20 protein-coding genes are annotated in these 25,385 nt (G+C 59.2%); 19 read left to right on the top strand and 1 reads right to left on the bottom strand.

Annotated elements, in window-relative coordinates:
* Window positions 1-2 precede the first annotated feature (2 nt).
* The 12 genes from OX462_RS20840 to OX462_RS20785 all read left to right on the top strand — a co-directional run bounded on the left by OX462_RS20840 (window position 3) and on the right by OX462_RS20785 (window position 15,667).
* Window positions 3-1,385, top strand: a complete 1,383-nt coding sequence (locus OX462_RS20840; protein ID WP_070224588.1) for an undecaprenyl-phosphate glucose phosphotransferase — start codon at window positions 3-5, stop codon at window positions 1,383-1,385.
* Window positions 1,386-2,057: 672 nt separating this feature from the next.
* Complete coding sequence (locus tag OX462_RS20835; protein WP_409026963.1) at window positions 2,058-3,047, top strand: EpsD family peptidyl-prolyl cis-trans isomerase; 990 nt, start codon at window positions 2,058-2,060, stop codon at window positions 3,045-3,047.
* A gap of 47 nt (window positions 3,048-3,094) precedes the next feature.
* Window positions 3,095-3,883, top strand: a complete 789-nt coding sequence (epsE, locus tag OX462_RS20830; protein WP_409026962.1) for a polysaccharide export protein EpsE — start codon at window positions 3,095-3,097, stop codon at window positions 3,881-3,883.
* 62 nt (window positions 3,884-3,945) lie between these two features.
* Entirely contained in the window at window positions 3,946-5,361 is a 1,416-nt protein-coding gene (gene epsF / locus OX462_RS20825; protein WP_070224586.1) for a chain length determinant protein EpsF, read from the top strand.
* Window positions 5,362-5,376: 15 nt separating this feature from the next.
* A complete protein-coding gene (gene epsG / locus OX462_RS20820) occupies window positions 5,377-6,252 on the top strand; it encodes a chain length determinant protein tyrosine kinase EpsG (protein WP_070224585.1) in 876 nt (291 codons plus the stop codon).
* Window positions 6,253-7,158: an exosortase B gene (gene xrtB / locus OX462_RS20815; RefSeq protein WP_070224584.1), complete on the top strand. Its 906-nt coding sequence runs from the start codon at window positions 6,253-6,255 to the stop codon at window positions 7,156-7,158.
* A complete protein-coding gene (gene epsI / locus OX462_RS20810; RefSeq protein WP_083287180.1) occupies window positions 7,155-7,850 on the top strand; it encodes an exosortase-associated protein EpsI, B-type in 696 nt (231 codons plus the stop codon). Before xrtB ends, epsI begins: the two co-directional genes overlap by 4 nt.
* Before the next feature lie 111 nt (window positions 7,851-7,961).
* Window positions 7,962-9,470 (top strand): lipopolysaccharide biosynthesis protein, encoded by a 1,509-nt coding sequence (locus tag OX462_RS20805; protein ID WP_070224582.1) that lies wholly within the window; start codon window positions 7,962-7,964, stop codon window positions 9,468-9,470.
* 10 nt (window positions 9,471-9,480) lie between these two features.
* Window positions 9,481-10,914 carry an O-antigen ligase family protein gene (locus OX462_RS20800; protein ID WP_070224581.1) on the top strand — a complete coding sequence of 478 codons (1,434 nt, stop codon included), beginning with the start codon at window positions 9,481-9,483 and terminating at the stop codon, window positions 10,912-10,914.
* Entirely contained in the window at window positions 10,914-11,852 is a 939-nt protein-coding gene (locus OX462_RS20795; protein ID WP_070224580.1) for a glycosyltransferase family 2 protein, read from the top strand. The genes OX462_RS20800 and OX462_RS20795 overlap by 1 nt, the downstream gene beginning before the upstream one ends.
* Before the next feature lie 121 nt (window positions 11,853-11,973).
* Window positions 11,974-14,268: a heparinase II/III domain-containing protein gene (locus tag OX462_RS20790; RefSeq protein WP_227742126.1), complete on the top strand. Its 2,295-nt coding sequence runs from the start codon at window positions 11,974-11,976 to the stop codon at window positions 14,266-14,268.
* 145 nt (window positions 14,269-14,413) lie between these two features.
* On the top strand, window positions 14,414-15,667 hold the full coding sequence (locus OX462_RS20785; protein ID WP_175444759.1) for a glycosyltransferase: 1,254 nt from the start codon (window positions 14,414-14,416) through the stop codon (window positions 15,665-15,667).
* Between the two features lie 7 nt (window positions 15,668-15,674).
* On the opposite strand, the gene OX462_RS20780 is transcribed toward OX462_RS20785, so the two are convergent.
* Window positions 15,675-16,913, bottom strand: a complete 1,239-nt coding sequence (locus OX462_RS20780) for a phenylacetate--CoA ligase family protein (RefSeq protein ID WP_070224578.1) — start codon at window positions 16,911-16,913, stop codon at window positions 15,675-15,677.
* Window positions 16,914-17,269: 356 nt separating this feature from the next.
* Between OX462_RS20780 and OX462_RS20775 the strand changes: the two genes are divergently transcribed.
* The 7 genes from OX462_RS20775 (at window position 17,270) to OX462_RS20745 (ending at window position 25,373) form a co-directional block, all read left to right on the top strand.
* Complete coding sequence (locus OX462_RS20775; RefSeq protein WP_227742127.1) at window positions 17,270-18,397, top strand: glycosyltransferase family 4 protein; 1,128 nt, start codon at window positions 17,270-17,272, stop codon at window positions 18,395-18,397.
* Between the two features lie 96 nt (window positions 18,398-18,493).
* Window positions 18,494-19,774, top strand: a complete 1,281-nt coding sequence (locus OX462_RS20770) for a nucleotide sugar dehydrogenase (protein WP_070224576.1) — start codon at window positions 18,494-18,496, stop codon at window positions 19,772-19,774.
* A 55-nt stretch (window positions 19,775-19,829) separates the two neighbouring features.
* Window positions 19,830-20,852 carry a DUF354 domain-containing protein gene (locus OX462_RS20765; protein WP_070224575.1) on the top strand — a complete coding sequence of 341 codons (1,023 nt, stop codon included), beginning with the start codon at window positions 19,830-19,832 and terminating at the stop codon, window positions 20,850-20,852.
* A 74-nt stretch (window positions 20,853-20,926) separates the two neighbouring features.
* Window positions 20,927-22,018 carry a Gfo/Idh/MocA family protein gene (locus tag OX462_RS20760; protein ID WP_409026961.1) on the top strand — a complete coding sequence of 364 codons (1,092 nt, stop codon included), beginning with the start codon at window positions 20,927-20,929 and terminating at the stop codon, window positions 22,016-22,018.
* 47 nt (window positions 22,019-22,065) lie between these two features.
* Entirely contained in the window at window positions 22,066-22,956 is an 891-nt protein-coding gene (locus OX462_RS20755; RefSeq protein ID WP_070224573.1) for a hypothetical protein, read from the top strand.
* Entirely contained in the window at window positions 22,953-24,062 is a 1,110-nt protein-coding gene (gene wecB, locus OX462_RS20750; RefSeq protein ID WP_070224572.1) for a non-hydrolyzing UDP-N-acetylglucosamine 2-epimerase, read from the top strand. Before OX462_RS20755 ends, wecB begins: the two co-directional genes overlap by 4 nt.
* Before the next feature lie 156 nt (window positions 24,063-24,218).
* Entirely contained in the window at window positions 24,219-25,373 is a 1,155-nt protein-coding gene (locus OX462_RS20745; RefSeq protein ID WP_070224571.1) for a nucleotidyltransferase family protein, read from the top strand.
* The last annotated feature ends 12 nt before the right edge of the window (window positions 25,374-25,385 follow it).

Here is a 25,385-nt window from a genome sequence, read left to right as displayed (position 1 = left end):
CTATGACGGTTAATGATATACCCTTGATTTCGTTCTTTCAGCGCATACTCGACCCATTGATTATCATGGGTACGCTGTATCTGTTGTCCGCCTTGTCAGGTTCCCCCTTTACTGGCTATTCGCTGGTATTGATGATCCTTGCGTTCTTTATTTCATCATCCGTATTCCAGTATGTCGATCCCTATCGTACCTGGCGCAGCGGTCGGATGCTGGCCTATACCCGCGATATTTTTGTCAGCTGGGGCATCACAGCCCTGATTCTGGTATTCCTGGGTTCGGCGACAGGACTGGCGTTTCATTTCGACCGCGAACTGGTGCTGGCCTGGTTTCTGCTGACGCCATTCATATTGCTGCTCAGCCATCTGGCTGCGCGGCGCATGGTGGCCGATCCCGGGCGCGACAGCGAAGTGCGCTCCGTCGTCATCATTGGCGCCAATGATGCCAGCCTGAAATTTGCCGCCACCGTCGAGCGCAATCCGAATCTGTTCATGAGCGTACGGGGCTTTTTTGACGACCGTACCGATGACCGCTGGCCCGAGAAAATGCGTGAGCCCATGCTGGGCAAGATGGCCGATATCGCCGCCTATGTGCGCGAACACAATATCAAGATGATATTCATCAGTCAGCCCATTTCGGCGCAGCCGCGCATCCGTAAAATGCTCGATGAACTGCAGGATACGACGGCGTCCGTGTACTTCTTGCCGGATATTTATATCTTCGACCTGATGCAGGCGCGTTTCGACAATGTGGGCGGCATGCCGGTGATCGCCATCCGCGAGTCGCCGTTTACCGGTTTTAACAGCATGGTCAAGCGTGGCAGTGACATCGTGCTGGGCTTGCTGATCCAGATCATGCTGTTACCAGTGATGTTGGTCATCGCCATTGCAGTCAAGGTAACATCGAAAGGCCCCGTGATCTTCCGCCAGCGCCGCTACGGCCTGTATGGCGAGGAAATCATCGTCTATAAATTCCGTTCGATGACGGTCAGCGAGGATGGCGACAAGGTAGTGCAGGCCACCAAGAACGACCAGCGCGTGACGCGCGTGGGCAGCTTCTTGCGCCGCAGTTCACTCGATGAGTTGCCGCAGTTCATTAACGTGCTGCAGGGACGCATGAGCATTGTCGGGCCGCGTCCGCACGCCGTGGCGCACAATGAGCAGTATCGCAAGCTGATCAAGGGCTATATGCTGCGCCACAAGGTCAAGCCGGGCATTACCGGTTGGGCCCAGGTGAATGGCTTGCGCGGGGAGACGGAGACGCTCGACAAGATGGAGGCGCGCATCCATTTCGACCTTGACTACCTGCGCAACTGGTCGCTGTGGTTGGACTTATGGATCATTTTGCGCACCGTCAAGGTGGTGCTGAAGCGCGACAATGCGCATTGAGCGCGCATTGATGGCGGGCCGCCACACCGGACTTGAATATTTTTTGCAGAGATTTAATACGCGTTAAAATGGCGCAATCATGCGAGATGTCCAATAGCCGGTTCCTGGAGCCGGCCGAACAGTGATTCGATGAGCCAGACGACCCTATGAGGCAAGCACGGCGACATGATGTGCACGGTGACATGCTCCGCCTGCCTGACGGCGGGCCAGCTAGTCGACCATGGCATGCGCGACATGCCCGCTGGAACCTCGCCCTGCCAGCATGGCGTCGGTCTGCTGTTGAACAGCGGCAGACCTCAAGGCACCGGCCCCATTCCTGCCGCTTTCCCATGTTTGCCCGCCTCCGATTATTGTGCGGCGTAGTGCAAGTGCCCCTCGCTACGCAATAAATATTTTCCTGTGGAAATTATTTATTGAGGCATCGCTATTGCAAGGCTTGTGTTTCTGATGAAACAGTTGTTTTTAAGATCTTTTAATAGTTTTTTAAGCAAATATTTCCCTAGTAAGCTAGTACACTGTGTATCATATTTATAATATTGACAATCATGTGGTCGCAAGCCCATAATTTCAATCGAAATCTGCTTTTTTTGACAATGTTTTGTTGCTAAGTGAGTTATCATCACGTTCACAAAATTATCAGCGGATTTCCTTACCTGAACTGAAGGAGTCATTTTGAACCAAGTGCAAATCGCCCGTGTGTCTTCGAGCACGTCCGCCATGCCTTCCCGTCTGCTGTGCGCAGGCCTGGTTGTGCTGGCCGTCGCAGGATTGTCTGCTTGTGGCAATAAAGAAAAAAAGCCCGGCCAGGCGCTGGCGAGTGTAAATGGGGAAGAAATCACCGTCCTGCAGCTCAATGAAGAGATGCAGCGCGCCAATGTTCAGGCGCCGCAGCAGGAAGCGGCGAGCAAACAGTTGCTCGAATCGCTGATCGACCGCCAGTTGCTGCAGAACGAGGCGGCCAAGGACAAGACGGACCGCGATCCCAAGGTGGTGCAAGCGATCGAACGCGCCAAGGCGCTGATCGTCGCGCAAGCCTATATGCAAAAGCGCATCGGTACGATCGCCCGCCCCACCAAGCAGGAAGTGGAAGAGTACTTCCAGAAGAACCCGCAATTTTTCAGCGAGCGCAAGCAATTCGACATGCGCGAACTGGTGATTGCCAGCGCGGACATGAACGACCAGTTGAAGGCGGCCATGGATAGTGCCAAGACGCTCGACGACGTGGCTGCCTGGCTCGAGGCGCATAAGGTCAAGTTCGCCCGTACACAGTTGTCGCGCACCAGCGCCGACCTGGCGCCCGAGCTGAGCGCGAAATTGCTGTCGATGCCGAAGGGCCAGTTGTTCATTATCCGCGAAGGGGACCGCACCTTGCTCATTTCCCTGGCCGATATCCGCGACAATCCCGCGACCCTGGCACAGGCTGCGCCGCAGATCGAACAATTTTTATTCAACAAGAAAAACAAGGATGCCGCCGATGCCGAACTGAAGCGTCTGCGTGCCGCCGCCAAGATCGAATACCTGGGCAAGGACGGCCCCCCGGCCGCCGCATCGGCAGCGGCCAGCGCCGCGGCTCCGGTACCTGCACCTGCTTCGGCGGCCCAGGCAGCACCGGCGAAGAGTTCCTCGGAAGCAAATGATCGTGGCGTTGCTGGCTTGAAGTAAGTCGCAGCATTTTAGGTAAGTAACTCTATCAATGGAATAAGCGAATCATGAAACGACTTTTGATGTGGTGCATGGCCACCCTGTTGGCCCTGAGCGCAGGCTTTGCCGGTGCTGCCGATGTACAGCTGGGCGCCGGCGACGTATTGAAAATTTCCGTCTATGGCAATCCCGACCTGGCGCTCGAAACGCGCGTCAGCGAGGCGGGTGAAATCACCTTCCCCCTGGTCGGCAATGTGGCCCTGGGCGGTTTGTCGGTCTCGGCAGCGGAAAAAAAACTGGGCGGCTTGCTGGAAAGCGGCGGCTTCCTGCGCAAGGCACAGGTCAACATCATCGTGACGCAGCTGCAAAGCCAGCAAGTGTCGGTGCTCGGCCAGGTCAACCGTCCCGGGCGCTATCCGATTGAAGGCAAGCGCAGCCTGATGGACATGCTGGCCATGGCTGGCGGCGTCAGCCAGGACGGCGGAGATGCCGTCAACCTGATTCGCAAGCGTAACGGCAAGACGACGCGCGAAATCGTCGATATCGTCGAGATGGTGCGCTCGGCTGACCTGAACCGCGACCTGGACGTGGCTGGCAACGACGTGATCTTTGTCGAGCGCGCGCCGCGCTTCTATATCTACGGCGAAGTCCAGCGTCCGGGCGCCTTCCGCCTCGAGCGATCGATGACGGTGCTGCAGGCCTTGTCCGTCGGCGGTGGCCTGACGCAGCGCGGCACCGAGCGCGGCATTCGCATCAAGCGCCGCGACGAGGCTGGCAAGCTGGAAATCATCAACGCCAAGCATGATGACCTGCTGCAAGTTGACGATATGGTGTACGTGCAGGAAAGCCTGTTTTAAGCCTGTGTCCGTATCTTTCCGGCGCAAGCCGGATGTTTTTCATTCTGTGTTGAGGTTTTCCCATGAATTTGTCACAGCTCCTACTGATCCTGCGTGCGCACAAGAAGTTGATCTTGGTCACGCTGCTGGTCACTGTTCTCGGCACGCTGTCGGTCAGTTTGCTCTTGCCTAAAACATACAAGGCGACAAGTTCGTTGCTCTTGAACTACAAAGGGGTCGACCCGCTGACGGGCCTGGCCATGCCGGGCCAGTTGTTGCCTGGTTTCATGGCGACGCAAATCGACATCATCAGCAGCAAAAACGTTGCCTTGCGCGTCGTCGACCATTTGAAACTGGCGGAAAGCCCGGCCGTGATTGCGCAATTCAATGAGGCGACCGAAGGCAAGGGCGGCACCGTGCGCGACTGGCTGGCCGATCTGCTGCTGAAAAAAGTGGAAATCGTGCCATCGCGCGAAAGCAGCGTGGTCGACATCAGCTTCAAGGGCAGCGACCCGCAGTTCGTTGCCGCCGTGGCAAATGCCTTTGCGGACGAGTACCAGAAGACCAGCATCCAGCTGAAGGTCGATCCGATGCGCCGCGTCTCGACGTATTTCAGCGAACAGACCAAGTTGCTGCGCGATAACCTGGAAGTGGCACAAAGCAAGCTCTCCAAATACCAGCAGGACAATGGCATCGTCAGCGTCGACAACCGTCTCGATGTCGAATCGAATCGCCTGAATGACTTGTCGGCGCAATTGGTCATGGCGCAAGGGCAGACGATGGAAGCGTCGTCGCGCCAGCGCATGGCGCAGGGCAGCAATGGCATGGCCTCGCCCGACGTGTCGTCCAATCCGCTGATCCAGAACTTGAAGATTGGCCTGGGTAACGCCGAAGGCAAGCTGGCCGAAATCGCCCAGCGCCTGGGCCGCAACCACCCGCAATACGAGAGCGCCAAGGCGGAAGTCGACAAGCTGCGCGCCGACCTGCGCGAGCAGCTGGCCAATACCTCCAGCAGCGTTGGCAACAATGCGCAGATCCTGCAGCAGCGCGAAGCGGCGGTGCGCGCCGCCCTGCAGGCGCAAAAAGCCAAGGTGCTGGAATTGAACCGTACCCGCGATGAGATGGGCGTATTGATGAAAGATGTCGAGAGCGCCCAGCGCGCCTTTGACGTGACGTCGCAGCGCCTGTCGCAAACGCGCATCGAGGGCCAGGCGGAGCAGTCGGATATTTCCGTGCTCAATCCGGCTGTGCCGCCGATCGATCCTGCCGGTCCACGCGTGCTGCTCAATACCTTGCTGTCGATTTTCCTCGGCACCTTGCTGGGCGTGGGACTGGCCATCGTGATCGAGATGCTGTACCGCCGCGTGCGTTCGGAAGCCGACTTGCAAGAAACGCTGCAGATTCCCGTCTTCGGCGCCATCGACTGGAATGCCCGCAAGTCGCCGCGCAAAAAAGGTGTGTTGAACGGCATTCTGCCGCGCCGCCTGCGCTTACGTTAAAACATGGATATGACGATGAACCAAGCCGCGCTCCCCATTTCGATGAACACCGTGCCACGTACCGGCGACTCCAGTATTGGCGGTCTGCTGCTCGAGTCGGGCAAGATCACGCCCGAGAACGCCGAGCGCGTGCTGCGCATGCAAAAGGAACTCGGCATCCGCTTCGGCGAAGCGGCCCTGCGCCTGGGCCTGATCACGGAGGCCGACATCCAGCAAGTGCTGGCACGCCAGTTCGATTATCCCTACCTGCAAAAAGGCGAGGGCAAGTATTCGGAGCTGCTGGTGGCTGCTTATGAACCGTTCAGCCCGCAAGTGGAAACGCTGCGCGCGATCCGCAGCCAGGTCATGCTGCGCTGGTTTGCCCGTGGGCACAAGGCGCTGGTGGTGCTGGGCGGTGCATCCGGCGACGGTGCCAGCCTGTTTGCGGCCAACCTGGCTGTCGTGTTTTCGCAGCTGGGTGAACGCACCCTGCTGGTCGACGCCAACTTGCGCAATCCGCGCCAGCATGAAATTTTCGATGTTCAGACGCGCCAGGGCTTGTCCGACATACTCGCTGGCCGTGCTCAGCTCGACGCCATCACCAAGGTCGAATCGTTCGTCGATCTGTCCGTGCTGGGATCCGGTACACTGCCGCCGAATCCGCAAGAGCTGCTCAGCCGTAGCTCGTTTGCCAACCTGAACACGGAACTCGAGTCGCTGTTCGACATCGTCATCTATGACGTGGCCGCGTATGCGCTCGGTTCCGACGCGATGGCCATTGCGGCCCGTGCCGGTGGCGTGCTGATCGTGGCGCGCAAGAATCAATCCCTGTTGAGCGACATCAACGCCATGGCCGAGCAGATCGTGCAGAGCGGTGCCAAGGTGGTCGGTTCCGTGATGGTGGATTTCTAAATGAATACCCAAGCCAAGCGGTGGTCGGGCCTGAACTTGCAGCAATGCAAGGAATACTTGCCAGAATGGCTGCCGTTGGCCGTCGGACTGCTGGCCATGTACATTCCGTCCTTTGCCGGCCTGTTTGGCGGCATCTGGGCGACGGAAGAGCAGGCGCACGGTCCCATCATCCTGTTTTTGTCGCTGTGGCTGATCTGGCGCAACTGGCCCGACATGCTGGAAAAAACCCGTGGCAGCGAACCCAGCGCGCTGGGCTGGGTGGTGCTGGCCATCGCCCTGGTGCTGTACGTGCTGGGCCGTTCGCAACATATCATCGCCTTTGAAATCGGCTCCTTCATCTGGATGCTGGCAGCCGTATTGTTGCTGAAGCGGGGCTTGCGTGCCTTGAAAATATTGTGGTTCCCGTTCTTCTTCATGCTGTTCATGGTGCCCTTGCCGGCCCAGATCGTCATCATGCTGACGATGCCGATGAAGATGGCCGTGTCGTACGTGGTCGAGCACCTGCTGTTTTTTGCCGGCTATCCGATCGCCCGCACGGGCGTGATCCTGCAGATCGGCCAGTACCAGCTGATGGTGGCGGACGCGTGCGCCGGCCTGCAGACCTTGCTGTCGCTGGAGGCGCTGGGCCTGTTTTACCTGAATGTCGTGCGCCACACGTCGGCACTGCGCAATATCGCACTGGCTATCCTGATCATCCCGATCTCGTTCTCGGCCAACGTCGTGCGCGTCATCGTGCTGACCCTGATTACCTATTATTTCGGCGATGCCGCGGGGCAGGGCTTCCTGCACGGTTTCGCCGGCATGGTGCTGTTCATTACGGCGCTGATCCTGATCCTTTCTGCCGATACCCTGCTGCAATGGATCGTTAAATTGCGTGAGCGTAGAGTGTCGGGGAGCCAGGCATGAAATCGATGATCAATTCCGTCAAGGTCAGTGTGCTGGCCGGCATCCTGATGGTGGCGTCGGCCGGGCTGGCCAAGCACTTGACGCCCAGCGTCAAGATCGCCGACAGCAAGAGCCAGTTCCAACTCGCGGACATCATCCCGGTGGCCTTTGGCGGCTGGACCATCGACACCACCATCATTCCGCTGCAAGTCGATCCGGAAACCCAGGCGCGTCTGGACAAGATATACAACCAGACCTTGTCGCGCACGTATGTCGATCCACAAGGAAACCGCGTCATGCTGTCGATCGCCTATGGTGGCGACCAGAGCAGCAATATGGCCGTCCACTTGCCGGAAGTCTGCTATGGTGCACAGGGCTACGAGGTGCAGAAGTCGGGCCGCAGCGAGCTGCGCACCGATTACGGGACCTTGCCGGTGAAACATCTGTATGCGACGAATGGCCCGCGCCAGGAACCGATCACCTACTGGATTACCGTCGGCGACAAGGCGCTCACGCCGGGCCTGGATCAGCGCATGCAGGAATTGCGCTATGGCTTGAGCGGGGCGATTCCCGATGCCATGCTGGTGCGCGTGTCGAGCATCGACAGCGATACGGGCGCCGCCTACGCAATACAGGAAGGCTTTGTGCGCGCCATGTTGTCGGGCATGAAGGCGCAGGACCGTGCGCGCATCATCGGCAACTTCCATGGTTAAGCGGAGCGCGCCGGCGCTGCCTGGCCGTAGCCCCGATATTTTTGTCGATAGGAATTGCCATTAACCTTACGTTGCAGCGCCAGTGCGCCTCCTCCTGTCCTGCGTCGCGCCATGTCTGCCAGCGCTGACGTCAAGACACGCGCGGTAAGCGCCGTCAAATGGGCCGCGCTCGGCACGGTGACGCGCTTCGTGCTGCAGATGGGCGTGCAGATCGTGCTGGCGCGCCTGCTGGGGCCGGAAATCTACGGCCTGTTCGCCATGGGCTTGCTGGTCATGACACTGAGTACCTTCCTTGCCGATTTCGGCTTTGCCTGGGGCCTGGTGCAAAACCAGCAATTGCATGACGACGACATCCGTTTCGCTTTCACGTGGCAATGCTTGTCCGGCGCGGCGGCCATGCTGGGCCTGTACCTGCTGGCGCCGTGGATCGCCGCCTACTTCAAGGAGCCACGGCTGGTGTCCATCGTTTGCTGGCTGAGCCTGACGTGCCTGCTCAGCGCGATGACGGCGCCCAGCAGCAACCTGCTGCGGCGCCAGCTCAATTTCCGCTGGCTCAATATCGCGCAGATCCTCAGTTATGCGCTGGGCTACCTGTGTGTGGGCATTCCGCTGGCACTGATGGGCGCTGGTGTCTGGACCCTGGTCAGTGCCTGGCTGGTACAGGCGCTGAGCTTGCTGATCCTGACATATTGCCGCAATCCCCATACGCTGCGTCCATTGCTGTGGTACGCGGGTGCGCGCCGCTCGACGCATACGGGCAGTACAGTATTTATTACCAACCTGAGCAACTGGTTCTTGAACAACCTCGATCGGGTTTTCCTGGGGCGCATCCTCAATGCCCACGCGGTCGGGGTATATGCGGTGGGTTACAACCTGGCTAACACGCCCAATTCGCTGTTCCTCAGCGCCCTGCAGCCAGCCTTCCTGGCGGCCGGTGCGCGCTTGCAGGACGACGTGGCCGGCTTGCGGCAGGCGTACCTGTCCGTCATCGCGGCCACCTGGATCGTCATCGGTCCCGTCTTCGTGGTGTTGGCCTGCCTCGCCGGCGACCTGATCGCCACCCTGTACGGCGATGCCTGGCGCGAATCGAGCCGCGTGCTGACGGTGTTGGCGCTGGGCATGCCCGCCTACGTCACGTGGGGCATGTCGACGCCCATCTTGTGGAATACGGGCGGCAAGCACCTGGAAGCGCTGCTGCAGATGCCGCTGATCGTGCTGGCGGGTATCGCACTCTGGCAGTTTTCCGGCCTGGGTGTAGTGGTGGTGGCCGCCATCGCGTCAGGTACCTTGCTGGCGCGCGCGCTGGTGATCGGCATGACGGCATGCCTGCGCTTGCATTTGGGCATAATCGACTTGTGGCCCAGCGTCTGGCGCTCCGTCGTGCTGATGCTGCTGGCGGCGGCCGGCGCCCATGGCGGCTCACTGCTGGGGCATGCCATCGGCCACGGGCCGCTGCCTGCCTTGTTGTTTGGCTCTCTAGGCGGCGGCGGTCTGTGTTTGCTGGCCGGTTTGCTTCAGCCACAATTGCTGGGACGGCGTATCGTCGACCTGCTTGGACGCTTCAGTCCGCCGGTGCCGGCACGGGTCGGTGTTTATCTTCGTAGTAAATGTTCAGTATGATGAGATTGATATGATTGAATTTATTGGCGGCTTGGTGGTGTTGATCGCCGCAATCCTGGTCGTGGCGGGCATGGCTTTGAGTGCCCACTGGGGACACAAGCGGGAATTGGGGTTGATGCAATATATTGCGTACCCGATTTTCCTGACCTATGCCTTGACCATTTTCTTGTCGGGCCGCGACCTGGCTTTTCCAGATGATGTGCTGGCCATTGTCGTCAACAAGAGTTCCATCGTTTCTTGGCTGGGCCGCCTGAGTTCGGTATTTCTGATCTTCTCATGTGGCGAGCGCATATTGCGCTACGTGCTGAACTCTGGAAGCGAGCACAAACGCATGCCCGGCATGCTGCTGTTTGGCTTCTGGATTTTTTACGCGAGCAATACATTGACCCCCGCCCTGTTCGGCATGTATCCATATTTTTCCCATGAATTCCTGTATGCGCTGCTGGCTTGCCAGGCGGCCCTGATGGCCAATACCAAGGCCGACGTGGACGCCATGACGGTTGTGCTGCGCAATGCCCTGCTGGCGTTGCTTGTCGCCAGTGCCGCTTGCATCGTATGGAAGCACGGTCTGGTAATGAGCACGAACTACCACGGTCTGGTACCAGGCCTGAAGCTGCGCTATGCTGGGCTGACCAGCCACGCCAACAGCCTGGGGCCATTGTGTGTGCTGTTCATGCTGTGCCTTTGGTATCGGCCTTTCAAAAATGTCTGGCTGATGCGCGGTGGCTGGATGCTGGGCGGCATCAGCCTGCTGCTGACGCAGTCGAAGACTAGCTGGATCGCCTTTATCCTGTCGGTGGTGGTGCTGGCCTGGTATAGCCGCCGCGATGAAATCAACGCCCGCATTCAGGATTTCCGGCGCCCCCATCTACCAGTATTATTAATACTGATGATGATGTTTGGCGGCGCCCTGCTATGCTTGATTTTCATGTTTGGCGGCGGCGGCGACAAGATTGCGCGCTTCTTCACGACCCGCGACGGCGCCGAACTGATGACCTTTATGGGGCGCGATCAGATCTGGCAGATCGCCGTCGAAGAGTGGCGCAAGAATCCTGTGTTTGGCTACGGACTGAATATCTTCGATGAGGCTTTCCGCAACAGCATCGGCATGCCGTTCGCCACCCATGCTCACAGCCAGTTCTTCCAGAGCCTGTCGAGCGCCGGCAGCGTCGGGGCGTTTGGCCTGCTTTTCTACACGCTGGTGATCGCTTATTTCGTCGCCAATACCGTCCGGGCCAGCCAGGGGCTGTCGCTGGCGCTGTTTATCCTACTCATTTGCAAGTCGATCAGTGAAGTGCCTCTGTCGCTAGCCAGCATGAGCCCTGATTTGCCGATTCATATGCTGCAGCTGGCGGTGCTCGTCCGCTACTATGTACCGGCTGCACAGCAGCGGCGTGAGAAAGCCTTGGCACGGCGCAATATGATGGAAGGGAGTTTGTCTTGATGTTGTGCTCCGTCATTATCCCACTATATAACAAGGAACAATATATCGTCTCGGCGATCGCCTCTGTGATGTCCCAAAGCCACCAGGATTTTGAAATTGTGGTCGTCGACGATGGCTCGCGCGATGGCGGCGCCGCTCTCGTGGAAGCGATGGACGATCCGCGCATACGCTTGATCCGACAAGCGAATGGAGGCGTGTCACGCGCGCGCAACGTGGGTATCGCGGCCTCGCGAGGAGAGCTGGTTTGCTTCCTCGACGCCGATGATTGGTATGCTGCAGATTTTTTATTGGCAATTGTTTCCATGTACCAAAAGTATCCGGAAAACAGTTTTTTTTCTACATCATTTTTATGCATGAACGATCCATCCGATGGCCTGCTCGACCAGGTTGCCGATGCGCGGTTTGAGCCGATTAAGAATTTCTATGCCTACCGGGCAGCCCACGGAGTGTTCTATTGCACTAACTCGATTGCCGTGCCGCGCCGCCATTTAATGTCCATGTCTCAATGTTTTCCCGAAGGCGATCAGTTTGGCGAGGACCAGGATTTATGGTTCCGCCTGGCCGAGCGCCTGCAGCTGGTCTTCACGCCTGCCAGACTTGTAGCATATCGCACGGATGTGGCTGGCAGCCTGTGTGCCGTGCATGACTTGCGCACCTTGCCACAGGTATTTTTTCGGTTGGAGCAGCGCGCCCTGAGCTTGCCTGCCGGCGACCCATCGCGCCCGGGCGCCTTGAGCATCGTCGCCGATGCGCGCATCAAGGTGGCGCGCTATGCTTTGCAGGATGGGCGCCGTGGCGATGCCTTGGTGGAATTATGCAAGGCATTGCGCGGCGGCATGTCGATGCGCTGGCTGGTGACTTTCGTCATGTGTACCGCTGGCAACGCTTCTTTGCTAAAACGGTGGGAATTGTGGCGCGAATTGAAGCAGAGCAACTAAAGTCATAGTAACCGAAAGTACTTTCGGTATAATGGACATTGCGCCCATGCAGTGTTGAGGACTTGCAATTCACGAGTCCTTTTGCTCGAGGCGCGCCGCTCCGTCTTGAGGGAAGGCGATTATGCAAAATGAAGCTGCCCCAGAAAAGATGTCATCCTATCTCATGGAGGCTATAAGCATGAAAGCCGCTAAACGTACCTTGCTATGCAGCGCAGCCTGGCTGCTGTTCCCTTATAGTCATTATGCGCGTGCCGACTGGGCCCAGTCGGCGGATGCACTGGTCGTGAAGGCGATGCCGACGAACCGCCAGCTGCAGGCGCAGAACCCGCCGACATTTACGTGGGCGCCCTACTCGGCGACTACCACTTCCTATACGCTCGAGATCCGCATCGGCACCACCGTGGTGCGCACCTATACGAGCAGCCGCAACTGGTATTTGCCCAGCGAGCCGCTTCCTGTCGGCAGCTATACCTGGCGCGTGCGCCCCACCGTCAGCTCGGCATGGTCGGATGACCGCGCCTTCGAGATCGGTGGCAGTTCCAAGCAATTCATTTTGCCGGCCAATGATGTCTTGCGCGCCAATATCCTGAAACGTCCGCGTCCGCGCGGTTTGCCTGCCAGCTTGCCGGTAGCGAGCGCCTGGACCGCTGCCATGAAGGCAGAACGGGGCCCGGCCTTGCAGGGGATGAGCAATGAAGTTGTCCTGCAAACGACCAATGTCGCGCTGCCGTCCGACGCCAACTGGCCCCTGGTTGCCAGCAGCGTCATGACTGCTGCCTATGCGGCGCAGATGACGTCGGTACGTACTTCGATCGTCTTGAACAGCCGCCAGCTCGAGGCCGCCGCGCTGATGTTCCGCCTGACGGGCGAGCAACGCTTTCTGACTGAGGCCTTGCGGCGGGGGGATGCCCTGACGGCGCTCAATCCCAATGGGCCGACCAGCTATGTCAATCAGGCGCAGGGCAGCCGCTCTATTGCCCTGGCGTTGAGCAAGGCGCTTGACAGCCTCGGTTCCAACCTCGACGCGACCCGGCGTGCTGTCTGGATGGCGATGGTCAAGACGCGTACGGCCGTTATCTACCAAGAGCTGCTGAGCAACAATGGTGGTATCGAACAGAAACCTTACGATGCCTTCACGGCTACCAATATCGGTTTTCTTGCCGGTATTTCCGCGCTGGTGCTGGGCGAAATCCCGGAAGCGACCACGTGGTTCGACTTTTCCGTACGCTACTTCTCGGGTTCCTTGATGGTATGGAGCGGCCCGGAGGGCGGTTTTTCGGAAGGTACGGCCTACGCGGAGTTCAGCGCGGATAACGCCTTGCAGATATGGCAGCCCTTGCTGCAGGCCAGCGGCATCGATTTGTTTGCCAAGCCGTGGTCCGCAGGGCTGGCTCGTTTCTTCATGGAATTTGTTCCGCCCGGCGCCAAGACACATATGTTCGGCGATGCGCAGGAGATTGAGCCGGTGTACCGTTTGCTGAAGGCCTATGTATCGCGCTTTGCCACGCCGGAAGCAGCCTGGTACGTCAAGAATATCACTGTGAACGAGGACATGCTGACCTTGCTGCAGGCGCCGTATCCTATGCCTGTATCGACCGTGACGGAAACGCCGCGGCCGCCGGCCAATGGCGCCCTTTTTCCCAGCATCGGCTGGAGCGCGATGCACAGCAATCTTGCTGATTTGAAACGCACTTCCGTGTATTTCAAATCTACGCCCTATGGTTCGTTCTCGCATAGCCATGGCAATCAAAATTCCTTCGTGCTGACGAGCGCCAATGTTCCCCTGCTGATCGAGACGGGCTGGTATGACTGGTTCGGTTCGCCCATGCACACGACATGGTATCGCCAGTCGAAGTCGGCTAACACGATTACTTTCGATGGCGGCGTCGGTCAAATGGTGGATGGCTACCGCGAAACCCTGGTGCGCAACGGCGCCATTACGGCCTTTTCCACGACACCGTCGGTGGACTACGTGGAAGGCAATGCGACCCCCGCTTATGGCGGTGCGTTAAGCCTGGCGGTACGGCAATTGTGGTACTTGCGCGACAGTGATGCCATCGTCGTGCGCGACAAGCTGGCTGCGCCTGTCCAGCGCAGCTTCGAATGGAATTTTCATGCGGCAGCACCAATCTTGGTAGATGGCAGCGGCAATATTTCCATCGTCAACCAGGGCCGCTCCGTGTGCATCAAGCCGATAGCCGATCCGGGGGTGCGCTATGAGAAACGAACAGGGCCGCCACCAAAGGCGGGTAGCTACGAAGAGCACGGCGCCCTGGTACGCACGACCAGTGCCAGCAGCGGCGAATTCCTCGTCCTGCTCGACGTTGGGTGCAAGAACTTGCCCGTAAGTATCACTGCAACGGCAACCGGCAGGCAATTGACAGTCGGCACGCAGAAAATCACCATCGCCAACTGATTACCTGCCGGCATGTCCAGTAAGCCGCTTGCCTTCAAGGCAGGCGGCTTTTTTTATGCCCTGTTCATAGCGATGCAAGCAGGAAAATCAGTTAATCATGGTATTATTGCAATAAATGCATTTATGTTATGAAGAGGTTCACTTGATGAGTACACCGGTAGCTGCAGCCCAGGACAATGCTTCGACGCTGCGTCTCTTGCAATTGGTTCCCGAAGCCTTGCCTACGTTCCGCGTGGACGTCACTACCTTGTTTGGCGACTACCTGCCGCGCCACGGCATCGAATGCGAGCTGGTTGGCAAGCCCGTGCTTGGCGTATTGCCGGACCGCAGCGAAGGAACCCGATTCGCGCGCGTCAGGACAAGTAGCGCGCAGGGCGGGCGGCTGCGGAGGGAAGGGGCTTTTTTACTCACCTGCCTGAGTGCCTTGCTCAAGGTCAACCGCGCGACCTGCGACGTCATCCAGGTGCGCGACATGGTGTCGATCGGCTTGCTGGCGCTCGTCATTGCCCGCCTCAAGGGCATTCCCTTTGTCTTCTGGGTTTCCTTCCTCATGTGCGAGGCGCGCATTGCCAGGGCGCGGGCACAATTGGCGGCGCATGGCGGCTTGCGCAATCGCTTGATATTACTTAAAGGTTTGTTGGAGGAGTGTCTGCTGTACCGCGTCGTGTTACCAAGGGCGCAACACGTCTTCGTGCAAAGCGGGGCGATGCTGGAGATGATGCTGGAGAAGGGCATCCCGAAATCGCGCCTGAGCGCGGTACCCATGGGCGTCGACACGCAGGTGCTGGCCGCTGCGCCTGTGCAGGCGGAGCGTCCGCAAGGGTGGCAGCATGGACCGTTGATCGCCTATCTTGGGACGCTTGATCCCAGTCGCCAGATCGGACGCATGATCGAGGCGCTGGCCAGCGTGCGCGGCACCTATCCTGATGCGCGCCTGCTACTGATCGGCAGCGCCGGTTCGCCAGCGGAAACGGCTGCGCTGCAGGCACAGGTGGACGCTTCCGGCTTGGGCGCCGCCGTGCGCATTACCGGCTGGCTGCCATCGCGGCAAGCCTGGGCCTTGCTGGCCAGCGCCGATGCCGCCGTATCCTATTTTCCCCGTGGCTTGATCCATGACACCTGTTCGCCCACCAAGTTGCTGGAATACATGGCGCTGGGAATGCCGGTGGTGGCCAACGACAACCCCGATCAGGTACGCGTTCTCAAGGAGAGTGGCGCTGGCTGGCTGGTCGACAGTTCGACGCCGGCGATGGCGCAGGGACTACTCGACATCCTGGCCGATCCGGCAGCGGCGCGTGCCCGCGCGGCCAGCGGCCCGGGGTATATCGAGGCGACGCGCAGCTATCGCGTGATCGCGTCGGCCGTTGCCGCACAGTACCGGCGCCTGGTGCGCCGCTAGCGTTACTTCAGGCAGCGGGACGCCGGATCACGAAGCGGTGCTTGCCGTTCGCCTGCACCAGGAAGGGCGCGTTGTGAATGAAGTCCAGCTGCTCAAATGCCAGCGATGCGCCGATGCGTCGGCGATACTCGTCGTCGAGCGCCTGCCTGCCATTCGCTGTGCCATGCAGGTTGATTTCCAGGCGCTGCTCGTCGAACACCACTTGAAACGCGTGAATATGGGGGTCTTCGCGGAAAAGGTGGGTGAAAAATTCTGAATGGACGGCCGCGCCGTGCGGGTCGACCACCATGTCGTTCTGCCGCCCGCCGACTTCATCGATCAGTGGCAGGCTGCGGCCGCACGCGCACAGCCGGCTTGACATGCGCACCAGATCCCCCGTATCGCAGCGCGGCAGAAACATCGCGCGATTTGCCATGTCCGTCGAGATCAGCCGCCCATCAGGCAAGATTTCCGCGTGGCTACGCGACGAGATTAGGTGGAAGCCGTCACGGTGCTCGCATTCGAAGGCTGAAACCCCAGCTTCGTTGCAGCCATACTGGCTGTAGCATGGCACGCCAAAGGCGGCTTCGATATCGGCCCGCATGGCCGGCGTCAGTACTTCTGCCGTACACACAATGCCGCGTAGCACGTGGTGCAGGCGCTGGCCAGATGCCAGCCTGTGCCGGGCCAACCGGTGGACGGCCGAGGCATAGCCGTACAGCAGCCGGAAGCCGCCCTGGCTCAGGTTAGCATCATATTCATCCATGCGTGCTGGCGACATGTCGAACGCGGACAGGACGCTGACATTCAGCAAGCGGTAGTAGATGCGCTGTTTGTAACCGGTGCCAAACAGGGAGGAGCCGGCAAGAAAAGCCACCTTGTCGCCCAACTGGTAGCCGGCCGCTTCCCAGGCGAGGAAAATGCCGGCCCACAGGTAGGACTGGGCTTCATTGCCTGTGTAGTACACCAGCGGTTCGCCCGTGGAGCCACCTGTTTTCTTGCGCACGACCTTGCCCTTGTAGTGGGGGTTGATCAGTTGTTCGCGATGGGTATTGATAAAACGCTTGTCCAGCACGGGCAGCGCTTCAAAATGGCTGACGTCGCGGAATAGGGGCAGGGCGTGCCGCATTGCATCAAAGTAGTCATTGAGCTGACTGCGCTCCCTGGCCTGCATGGTGGTATGGTCATCGTATTGCCAGTGGCGCAGTGTCTTGAGCAAGCCGATCGAATCGGTGCCGCGTGCAAGGTCGATCAATTTGTAGCGCAACGCTAAAGTCATTCTTGTACTCTCTATTCTTGCGCCGCACGGGAACGCTGTCCCCGTATGTGCAGCTAATTGCGTGTCTCGGGTCGGGTGTTGCTAGTCTGCACGCCGAACCTGTGATTCTTCCGTGCATGGCATGACAATTATTCATAATACAATATTTTTTTGACTGCTGTACGCATTCTGACGTATCCAGGCAAAGATGTCGCGTTCCGCGATTCGATTGAAAAAGTTAATTTTAAAGAAGTATTTTTGTTGTACAATAGTCACTCTTTATAAGCACAACAATAACAGTTTTGCTGTGGTGCAAAATGTATCGCGTGCGCGCTACGGGAATATGTGAGAATAAAAAAAATGCAATGGTTGTCGTAGTCCGACATGTACTGGATAAAAAATTTGGGGGCTGGATGAAGGCTGGATGCAAGGTACTGATGGTAGGCACCCATCCTGGCGGAAAGGGCGGCATCGCCACCGTTGTCGCTGTGCTGCAACAACAAGGTTTTTTTAAAGAGAACGCGGTGCGCTATATCGCCACGCATGCGCAAGGGGGGGGCGTGCGCAAGCTGGGCACGGCCATTGGCGCCGTGTGCACGGTAGCCTGGCTGTGTCTGACGCAGCGTCCGGCCATCGTGCATGTGCATTCTGCGTCGCGCGCCAGCTTTTACCGGAAATCATTGATATTGCTCACGGCGAGGCTGTTGGGCCGCAAGACGATCTTTCATTTGCATGGCGCCGAATTTCGGCAGTTTGCGAATGTCGAATCGGGCCCGCTGGCCCGCTGGTGGATACGCCGCACTCTGGCCAGCAGTTCCATGGTGGTGACCCTGTCGGAAAGCTGGAGCGGTTTCTTGCGTGAACTGGCGCCGACGGCCCGCCTGCGGGTGGTGGCCAATTCGGTCTCCATGCCGGTGCTGCAGGAGCCGGCGCGGGAAGAGGCGGGACGCATTCTGTTTCTGGGAAGGGCCGAAAAGCGCAAAGGCATCTTTGAATTGCTCGACGCTATTGCGCTGCTGAAGCAGGAGTATCCTGAAGTCATGCTGGTGATCGGCGGTGACGGCGACCTCCAGGAGATCGCGCTGACGGTAGAGCGCTTGCAGATCGGCGCGCATGTGAGCATTCTCGGCTGGATTGGCACGCAGGAACGCGACGAGCAATTGGCCCGCGCGGCGGTATTTACCCTGCCATCGCACGACGAGGGCTTGCCTATGTCGATGTTGGAAGCGATGGCCACTGGCAAGGCGATAGTCGTGACACCGGTCGGTGGAATTCCCGAAGCCGTCTATGACCAGGTCAATGGCTTGCTGGTGCCGCCGGGCGATGTTGAGGCGCTTGCCGCGGCATTTAGCCGTTTATTGACGGATATCACGCTGCGCCGCCGCATCGGAGAGCAGGCGCGTGCCACCGTCGCCGAGCGTTTTAGTACGCAAGTGGTAATGGCTCAGCTGGCCAGCCTTTACCGGGAGCTGGAAGGACCGGCGGCGCCGTAGCCAGGTGATGGATAGGCTTGCTGCTGGAGCGTAATGCCGCTGTCAGGATGGCCAGGTATCTGCCTGGCAAATATTGAATTTTTTGAAGGTTTTGTTATGACAACAATTGCAGTGATTGGCCTGGGCTACGTAGGCCTGCCCTTGGTCGTGGAGTTTGGCAAGCTGGGGCGTACCATTGGCTTTGATATTTCCGTCGAGAAAGTTCAGTCTTGCCAGCGCGGCACGGATCCCTCGCGCGAACTGAGCGACCAGCAAATGGCCGCGGCCGTGCAGGCCGAGTATTCGTCCGAGCCGCAAATACTGGCCGAGGCCGATATTATCATCGTGGCCGTGCCGACCCCCGTCGACCAGGCCCATAATCCGGACTTCTCGCCCTTGATCGGCGCCAGCCGCACGGTGGGCCAGTACCTGAAAAAGGGCGCCATCGTCGTCTATGAATCGACCGTGTATCCGGGCGCGACCGAAGAGGTGTGCATCCCCGTGCTGGAAGAGGTCTCCGGCTTGAAGTGGAAGCAGGACTTTTTTGTCGGCTATTCCCCCGAGCGTATCAATCCGGGCGACCGCAAGCATATGTTGACGAATGTCATCAAAGTGGTCTCGGGCGATACGCCGCAGACGCTCGAACGCGTTGCCACCATGTATGAAAGCATCGTCGAGCCGGGTGTGCACCGCTGCTCCAGCATCAAGGCGGCGGAGGCCTGCAAGGTGATCGAAAACACCCAGCGCGATCTGAATATCGCGCTGATGAACGAGTTGGCGATCATTTTTGACAAAATCGGCATCGATACGTCGGAAGTGCTGAAGGCGGCCGGCACCAAGTGGAATTTCCTGAAGTTCTCGCCGGGCCTCGTGGGTGGCCATTGCATCGGGGTCGACCCGTACTACCTGACGCACAAGGCGGAAATGCTCGGCTATCACCCGCAGGTGATTCTGGCCGGGCGCCGCATCAACGATGGCATGGGCAAGTATATCGCCGAGCAGACCATCAAGAACATGATCGCCTCGGGCAGCTACATCAAGGGCGCCCGCGTCAACGTGCTGGGCCTGACGTTCAAGGAAAACTGCGCCGACCTGCGCAATTCCAAGGTGGGCGACGTCATCCGCGAACTGAAAACCTACGGCGTGGAAGTATTCGTGCACGATCCATATGCGGAACAGGAAGAGGCGATGCACGAGTATGGCGTGCGCCTGTTCAGCTGGGAAGAACTGCCGCGCGCCGACGCGATCGTGGCGGCCGTATCGCATCAGCAATTGCTCGACCTGCCGGTGGAAGAGTTGCAACGCAAGCTGATCAAGAGCGGCTGCTTCATCGACGTCAAGGCGTGTTTCGACCAGCAGGCGCTGGAAGAGGCAGGCATCAAGGTCTGGCGCCTGTAAGGGCCGGCGCCGCGCAGCAGCGCGGCATCTTTTTTCATTGTTGCAAGGGTAATTCATGCGTATCTGGTTTGAACTGACCAACTCGCCGCACATCAATATGTTTGCGGCCATGATCCGCGAACTGGAACGCGAACACGAGGTCGTGATCACGTGCCGGCCGCTGGCCAATACGGTCGAGCTGCTCGACTTGCATGGCTTTAAGTACACGGTGGTGGGCAAGCATTACGGCGGCCAGCTGTCGGCCAAGCTGTTTGGTTTCCCCGTGCGCGTCTACCAGCTGTGCCGCTTTTTGAGCGGCAAGAAAATTGACGTGGCGATCTCGCAGAGCTCTTTCCATTCGCCGGTGGCGGCACGCCTGATGGGCATCCGCTCCATCTACATGAACGATAACGAGCATGCGGCAGGCAATATCCCGGCGTTCTTGTTTGCCAACCGCATCATGGTGCCGGAGTTTCTCGGTATGGAAAAACTCAAGAAGCAGTGGGCCAATCCGCGCAAGGTCTTGCATTATCCGGGCGTCAAGGAAGGGATTTACCTGTGGGAACTTGATCAGCGCCTCGGCGCCAAGGGAGTGCAGCAGCGGGCAGGGCGCGCGCGGCACGTGGTGTATATCCGTCCGGAACCATGGACGGCCCAATATTACAAGGGCAGCCGCAACTTCCTTGATGAGTTGCTGTTGGGTATGAAAGACCGGGTCGATATCGTGTTATTGCCGCGAGGAAAAGAGCAGGGCGTGCATTACCAGGATCCCAAGTTTGCTGGCGTGCGCGTGGTCACCACTGCCCTCGACATCGCCGATATCGCGCCCGATTGCGACCTGTTCATCGGCGCCGGTGGCACCATGACGCGCGAGATGGCCGTGCTGGGCATTCCCACCATCTCCGTTTACCAGGATGCCTTGCTCGACGTCGACCGCCACCTGCTGGAGGTAGGTGCCTTCGAACACCGGCCCGACCTGACGGCTGCGCAGGCGCTGGCCTACCTGGACAGCGCCACGCAGCAACCACCGAATCGCAGCTTGCTGGAAAAGGGCCGCGCCGCGTATGACCTGGTCAAGCGGCAGCTCGTCAACGGCTAAATTTGATTAACAACATACGGGACGATGGCGGCACGGGCCGTCAGCGTCCCGGCAGCGCTAAAGGACAGGACAATATGATACGCCTCGCAGTAGTAGGCTTGGGCAAGATGGGCTTGTCCCATCACTCGATGATCAATGCACATCCCGGTGTCACGCTGGCGGCCGTCTGCGACGCCACCGGCTACATGCTCGACATCCTGGGTAAATATACGGGCGTCAAGACCTATACGGACTTCGACCTCATGCTCAATGAACAGGAACTCGATGCCGTGATCATCGCGACGCCGTCCAGCATGCACGGCAAGATGGTGCTGGCCGCGCTGAACAAGAATATTCATGTGTTTTGCGAAAAGCCTTTCTGCCTCGATACCGAGGAAGGCGAGCAGGCGACCCGCCTGGCGGCGGAAAAAGGCCTGGTCAACCAGGTCGGCTACCACTACCGCTTCGTCGGCGCCTTCCAGGAGGTCAAGCGCCTGCTGGACCTGGGTGTGATCGGTGAAGTGACGCATATGCTGGCCGAGGCCTATGGCCCGGTAGTGCTGAAGCCGAAAGGCTCCACCTGGCGTACCCAGCGTTCGGAAGGCGGCGGTTGCCTGTATGACTATGCGGCCCATCCGCTGAACCTGCTGAACTGGTATTTCGGCGCGCCGCGCGGCGTGGGCGGCTCCGTACTCAACAAGATTTTCTCCGCTGACACGGACGATGAAGTGTTTTCCACCCTGTATTACGCCGATGGCAAGAGCGCCCAGCTGTCCGTCAACTGGAGCGACGAATCCTACCGCAAGATGTCGACGAAGATCAGCGTGTGGGGCAAGAATGGCCGCATCACCGCCGACCGCCAGGAAGTCCAGGTCTACCTGCGCGACGCCAGCGGCGCACCGGAAGGCTATGGCGAAGGCTGGACCGTGCGCAATACCACGGAATTGACGGAACCGGTCGACTTTTACCTGCGCGGCGAGGAATACTCGGCCCAGCTCGATTACTTCGTCCGTTGCATCGTCGACAAGCGCGCGGACGACAATGTCAACTCGTTCGCCTCGGCGCTGGCGACCGACCGCGTGATCTCGATGCTGATCGCCGACGCGGAAAAAGGTCCTGGCGTGCTGTCCGGCGATGCCTTGCCAGAACAGTCGAAAAAGAAAAAAGGTTTCTTTTTTGGCCGCTGACATGCCGCGCAGCAGGATTTCGATACGAAATATGAATGGAGCAGGAAATGGATCAACTCGATCGTTTGTTATTTGGTGATAATCAGTTCTTCGGTGTGAATCATATGTCGGAGGAAAAAGCGCGGGCCCAGGCCATGCGTTTCCAGGATATCAAGGCCGTTATCAAGGTGCTCGATAATGCCTACGATGAAGGGGTGAAATCCTTCATGTGCACGACCCATGACCGTATCGCACAGGTGTGCGATCACATGCGTGCCGACCCGGTGCGCTACAAGGACTTCAAATTCATGCCTTGCATGCCGTATGCCCACAAATATGCGAATGCCGTCACGGAAGACGGCATCATGGGCGCGCTCAAGCGTTTTACGCCCGATGAAGGCTTCCTGAATGCCGCCCTGCGTGGCGGCAAGGCATTGGCGACCAAGGATATCGAAGGCATCATTACCCTGCTGGTGGATGCGGAAATGAAGATGTTTGCCGGCCTGAATACGCCCGTGATCTTCCTGCAGAACGTGGTGGTCGACCTGCTGCTGGGCCTGGGCTTCAAGGACGCCTTCTCGATCTTCGCCAACCACGTGCGCAAGCGCTACAACGCCGAGCCCGGCTTCATCACGATGAACCTGCCGATGCTGCTCGACGTGCTCGAAGAGCAGGGCATCGACAACCCCATCGTCTGCTCGAACATCAACAAGGTGGGCTTCCGCATGTCCGGCGGCTTCGATGCCTACCAGAGCGCCTTGCGCGACCGCAAGTTCCGCGCGATCGCCATGTCCGTCTTCGCCTCGGGCGCGATCGCTCCCGAAGAAGCGATCGAATGGGTGTGCCAGCAGCCGAACATCGAATCCATCGTCTTTGGCGCCTCCAGCCGCGGCAATATCCGCAATACGCGCGAACTGGTGGACCGCTACTGGCCAGTGGCACAGGGGGAGGCATCATGAAGACGGTCTACCTGGTGGCCGGCGCACGGCCCAATTTCATGAAGATCGCGCCTATCGTGCGCGCGTTGCAAGGCCATGCGCGCCTGGCATTCAAGATCATCCACACGGGCCAGCACTATGACCGCGAGATGAACGACGTGTTTTTCGAAGAGTTGGGCATTCCCGAACCGGACGTCTTCATGGCGGCAGGCGGCGGCACGCACGCGGAACAGACGGGAAAGATCATGCTGGCCTTCGAACAGCTATGCAAGGCCGAACGGCCTGCCGCCGTGCTGGTGGTGGGCGACGTCAATTCCACGCTGGCTTGCTCCATCGCGGCGAAAAAGCTCGGCATTCCCGTGGCACACGTGGAGGCCGGCCTGCGCAGCGGCGACATGGGCATGCCGGAAGAGATCAACCGTCTCGTGACGGACAGTATCTCGGACTGGTTCTTCGTTACCGAGCCGAGCGCCGTCGAGCATTTGCGGCGCGAAGGCAAGCCGGATGCCGCCGTGCATTACGTGGGTCACGTAATGGTCGACAACGTGCTGTACCAGGCTGAAAAGCTGGGCCGCGAATCGCCGCGGCAATTCGAGGCGTCGGCCTTCAAGGCGGCGCACAGCGGCGCTGGAGCCCGCTATGGCGTGGTGACCCTGCATCGTCCGAGCAATGTCGACAGCGCCGAAGACATGCGCAAGGTGGCTGGCGCGCTGGTCGAGATCGCCGCAGAACTACCCCTGATCTTTCCCGTGCATCCGCGTACGCGCGCCAACCTCGACAAGTTTGGCATCGACCTGGGGCCGAACATCACGCTGGTGGGGCCGCAAAGCTACATGGCCTTCCTCGACCTGTGGAAGGATGCGGCGCTGGTGTTGACCGACAGCGGCGGCTTGCAGGAAGAAACCACGGCGCTGGGCGTGCCCTGCATCACGATACGCGAGACCACGGAGCGTCCCGTCACCGTCGACGAGGGCAGCAATGTCCTGGCTGGCACGGATCCGCTGCGCATCGTGGCCGAGGCGCGCAAGGTGCTGCGCGGCGAAGGCAAGCAGGGCCGCCGTCCGTATCTGTGGGATGGACAGGCCGCGCAGCGCATCGTGGCGCAACTGGACCAGGAACTGGCATAGGCAGCGGCAGGCAAGGGATAGGCTGAAAGAGGATTGGACGGGCGCACAGGGCGGACATGGATAGCGCCGCCCATGCGCTTGCAAGATGGCCGATGGCTGGCGATACGCCGGCCGGGCGCCGCATCCACCCCAAACAACGATGGAAAGCGATCGACGATGAAAGCAATGATACTGGCTGCAGGCAAGGGCACTCGCGTGCGCCCTCTGACCTATGATTTACCGAAACCGATGATACCCATCCTGGGCAAGCCGGTGATGGCTTACCTGGTCGAGCATCTGTCCCGTTACGGCATTACCGAAATCATGGTCAATGTCAGCTATCTGCATGAAAAAATCGAGGAGTATTTCGGCGAGGGGCACCAGTTCGGCGTGCAGATCGGCTATTCCTTCGAAGGTTACACGAATGACGCAGGCGAAGTCGTGCCCGAGCCGCTGGGGTCGGCAGGCGGCATGAAGAAGATCCAGGAATTCGGTAACTTTTTCGATGAAACCACCATCGTGCTGTGCGGCGATGCCTTGATCGACCTCGACATCAAGTCTGCCCTGTTCGAACACCGCCGCAAGGGCGCGCTGGCGTCCGTCATCACGCTCGAAGTGCCGTGGGACAAGGTGTCGAGCTATGGCGTGGTGGTCAGCGATGCCGACGGCCGTATCCGCGCCTTCCAGGAAAAACCGGCGCAGGCCGATGCGTTGTCCAATTGCGTCAGCACGGGCATCTATATTTTCGAACCCGAAGTGCTGGAACTGATTCCCAGTGACCGGCCGTTCGATATCGGCTCGGAACTGTTCCCCTTGCTGGTCGAGAAGGGATTGCCTTTCTATGCGCAAAAACGCAACTACAACTGGATCGATATCGGCAGCGTCAAGGATTACTGGGAAGTGCTGCAAAGCGTGCTGATGGGGGAAGTGGCCCAGCTGGACGTGCCCGGTATCCAGATCGACGACGGCCTGTGGGTCGGCTTGAATACCAGCATCGACTGGAGTGGCGGCACGCGCATCGAAGGCCCCGTCTACATCGGTTCGGGCAGCCGCATCGAGGCGGGCGCGACGATCATCGGGCCGACGTGGATCGGCCACGGCAGTCACGTGTGCGCGGGCGCCGAAGTGGTGCGCAGCGTGCTGTTCGAGTACACGCGCGTGCTGCCCGGCGTGGTGCTCGATGAAATGATCGTCTTCAAGGATTACAGCGTCGACCGGGCCGGCGAGATGCGGCACGCATCGCAGTATGAGCCCGATGCCTGGGCCAATGCGCGCGACCGGCGCAACCGCCGGCGTGCCGAGATGTCCACGCAACTGCGCGCAGTCAAATAACCAGGAGCCCCG

This window comes from Janthinobacterium aestuarii (assembly GCF_046113285.1).
In the GTDB taxonomy this organism is placed as follows: domain Bacteria; phylum Pseudomonadota; class Gammaproteobacteria; order Burkholderiales; family Burkholderiaceae_D; genus Janthinobacterium.
The sequence above is the reverse complement of the archived record's forward strand: the minus strand, read 5'-3'. Positions and strand labels throughout refer to the sequence as shown.

Bases quoted from the DNA above. Each gene is read 5' to 3' on its own strand.
- OX462_RS20840 (WP_070224588.1), top strand. From the start codon at position 3: ATGACGGTTAATGATATACCCTTGATTTCGTTCTTTCAGCGCATACTC.
- epsE (WP_409026962.1), top strand. From the start codon at position 3,095: ATGAAACGACTTTTGATGTGGTGCATGGCCACCCTGTTGGCCCTGAGC.
- epsF (WP_070224586.1), top strand. From the start codon at position 3,946: ATGAATTTGTCACAGCTCCTACTGATCCTGCGTGCGCACAAGAAGTTG.
- epsG (WP_070224585.1), top strand. From the start codon at position 5,377: ATGAACCAAGCCGCGCTCCCCATTTCGATGAACACCGTGCCACGTACC.
- xrtB (WP_070224584.1), top strand. From the start codon at position 6,253: ATGAATACCCAAGCCAAGCGGTGGTCGGGCCTGAACTTGCAGCAATGC.
- epsI (WP_083287180.1), top strand. From the start codon at position 7,155: ATGAAATCGATGATCAATTCCGTCAAGGTCAGTGTGCTGGCCGGCATC.
- OX462_RS20805 (WP_070224582.1), top strand. From the start codon at position 7,962: ATGTCTGCCAGCGCTGACGTCAAGACACGCGCGGTAAGCGCCGTCAAA.
- OX462_RS20800 (WP_070224581.1), top strand. From the start codon at position 9,481: ATGATTGAATTTATTGGCGGCTTGGTGGTGTTGATCGCCGCAATCCTG.
- OX462_RS20795 (WP_070224580.1), top strand. From the start codon at position 10,914: ATGTTGTGCTCCGTCATTATCCCACTATATAACAAGGAACAATATATC.
- OX462_RS20790 (WP_227742126.1), top strand. From the start codon at position 11,974: ATGCAAAATGAAGCTGCCCCAGAAAAGATGTCATCCTATCTCATGGAG.
- OX462_RS20785 (WP_175444759.1), top strand. From the start codon at position 14,414: ATGAGTACACCGGTAGCTGCAGCCCAGGACAATGCTTCGACGCTGCGT.
- OX462_RS20775 (WP_227742127.1), top strand. From the start codon at position 17,270: ATGGTTGTCGTAGTCCGACATGTACTGGATAAAAAATTTGGGGGCTGG.
- OX462_RS20770 (WP_070224576.1), top strand. From the start codon at position 18,494: ATGACAACAATTGCAGTGATTGGCCTGGGCTACGTAGGCCTGCCCTTG.
- OX462_RS20765 (WP_070224575.1), top strand. From the start codon at position 19,830: ATGCGTATCTGGTTTGAACTGACCAACTCGCCGCACATCAATATGTTT.
- OX462_RS20760 (WP_409026961.1), top strand. From the start codon at position 20,927: ATGATACGCCTCGCAGTAGTAGGCTTGGGCAAGATGGGCTTGTCCCAT.
- OX462_RS20755 (WP_070224573.1), top strand. From the start codon at position 22,066: ATGGATCAACTCGATCGTTTGTTATTTGGTGATAATCAGTTCTTCGGT.
- wecB (WP_070224572.1), top strand. From the start codon at position 22,953: ATGAAGACGGTCTACCTGGTGGCCGGCGCACGGCCCAATTTCATGAAG.
- OX462_RS20745 (WP_070224571.1), top strand. From the start codon at position 24,219: ATGAAAGCAATGATACTGGCTGCAGGCAAGGGCACTCGCGTGCGCCCT.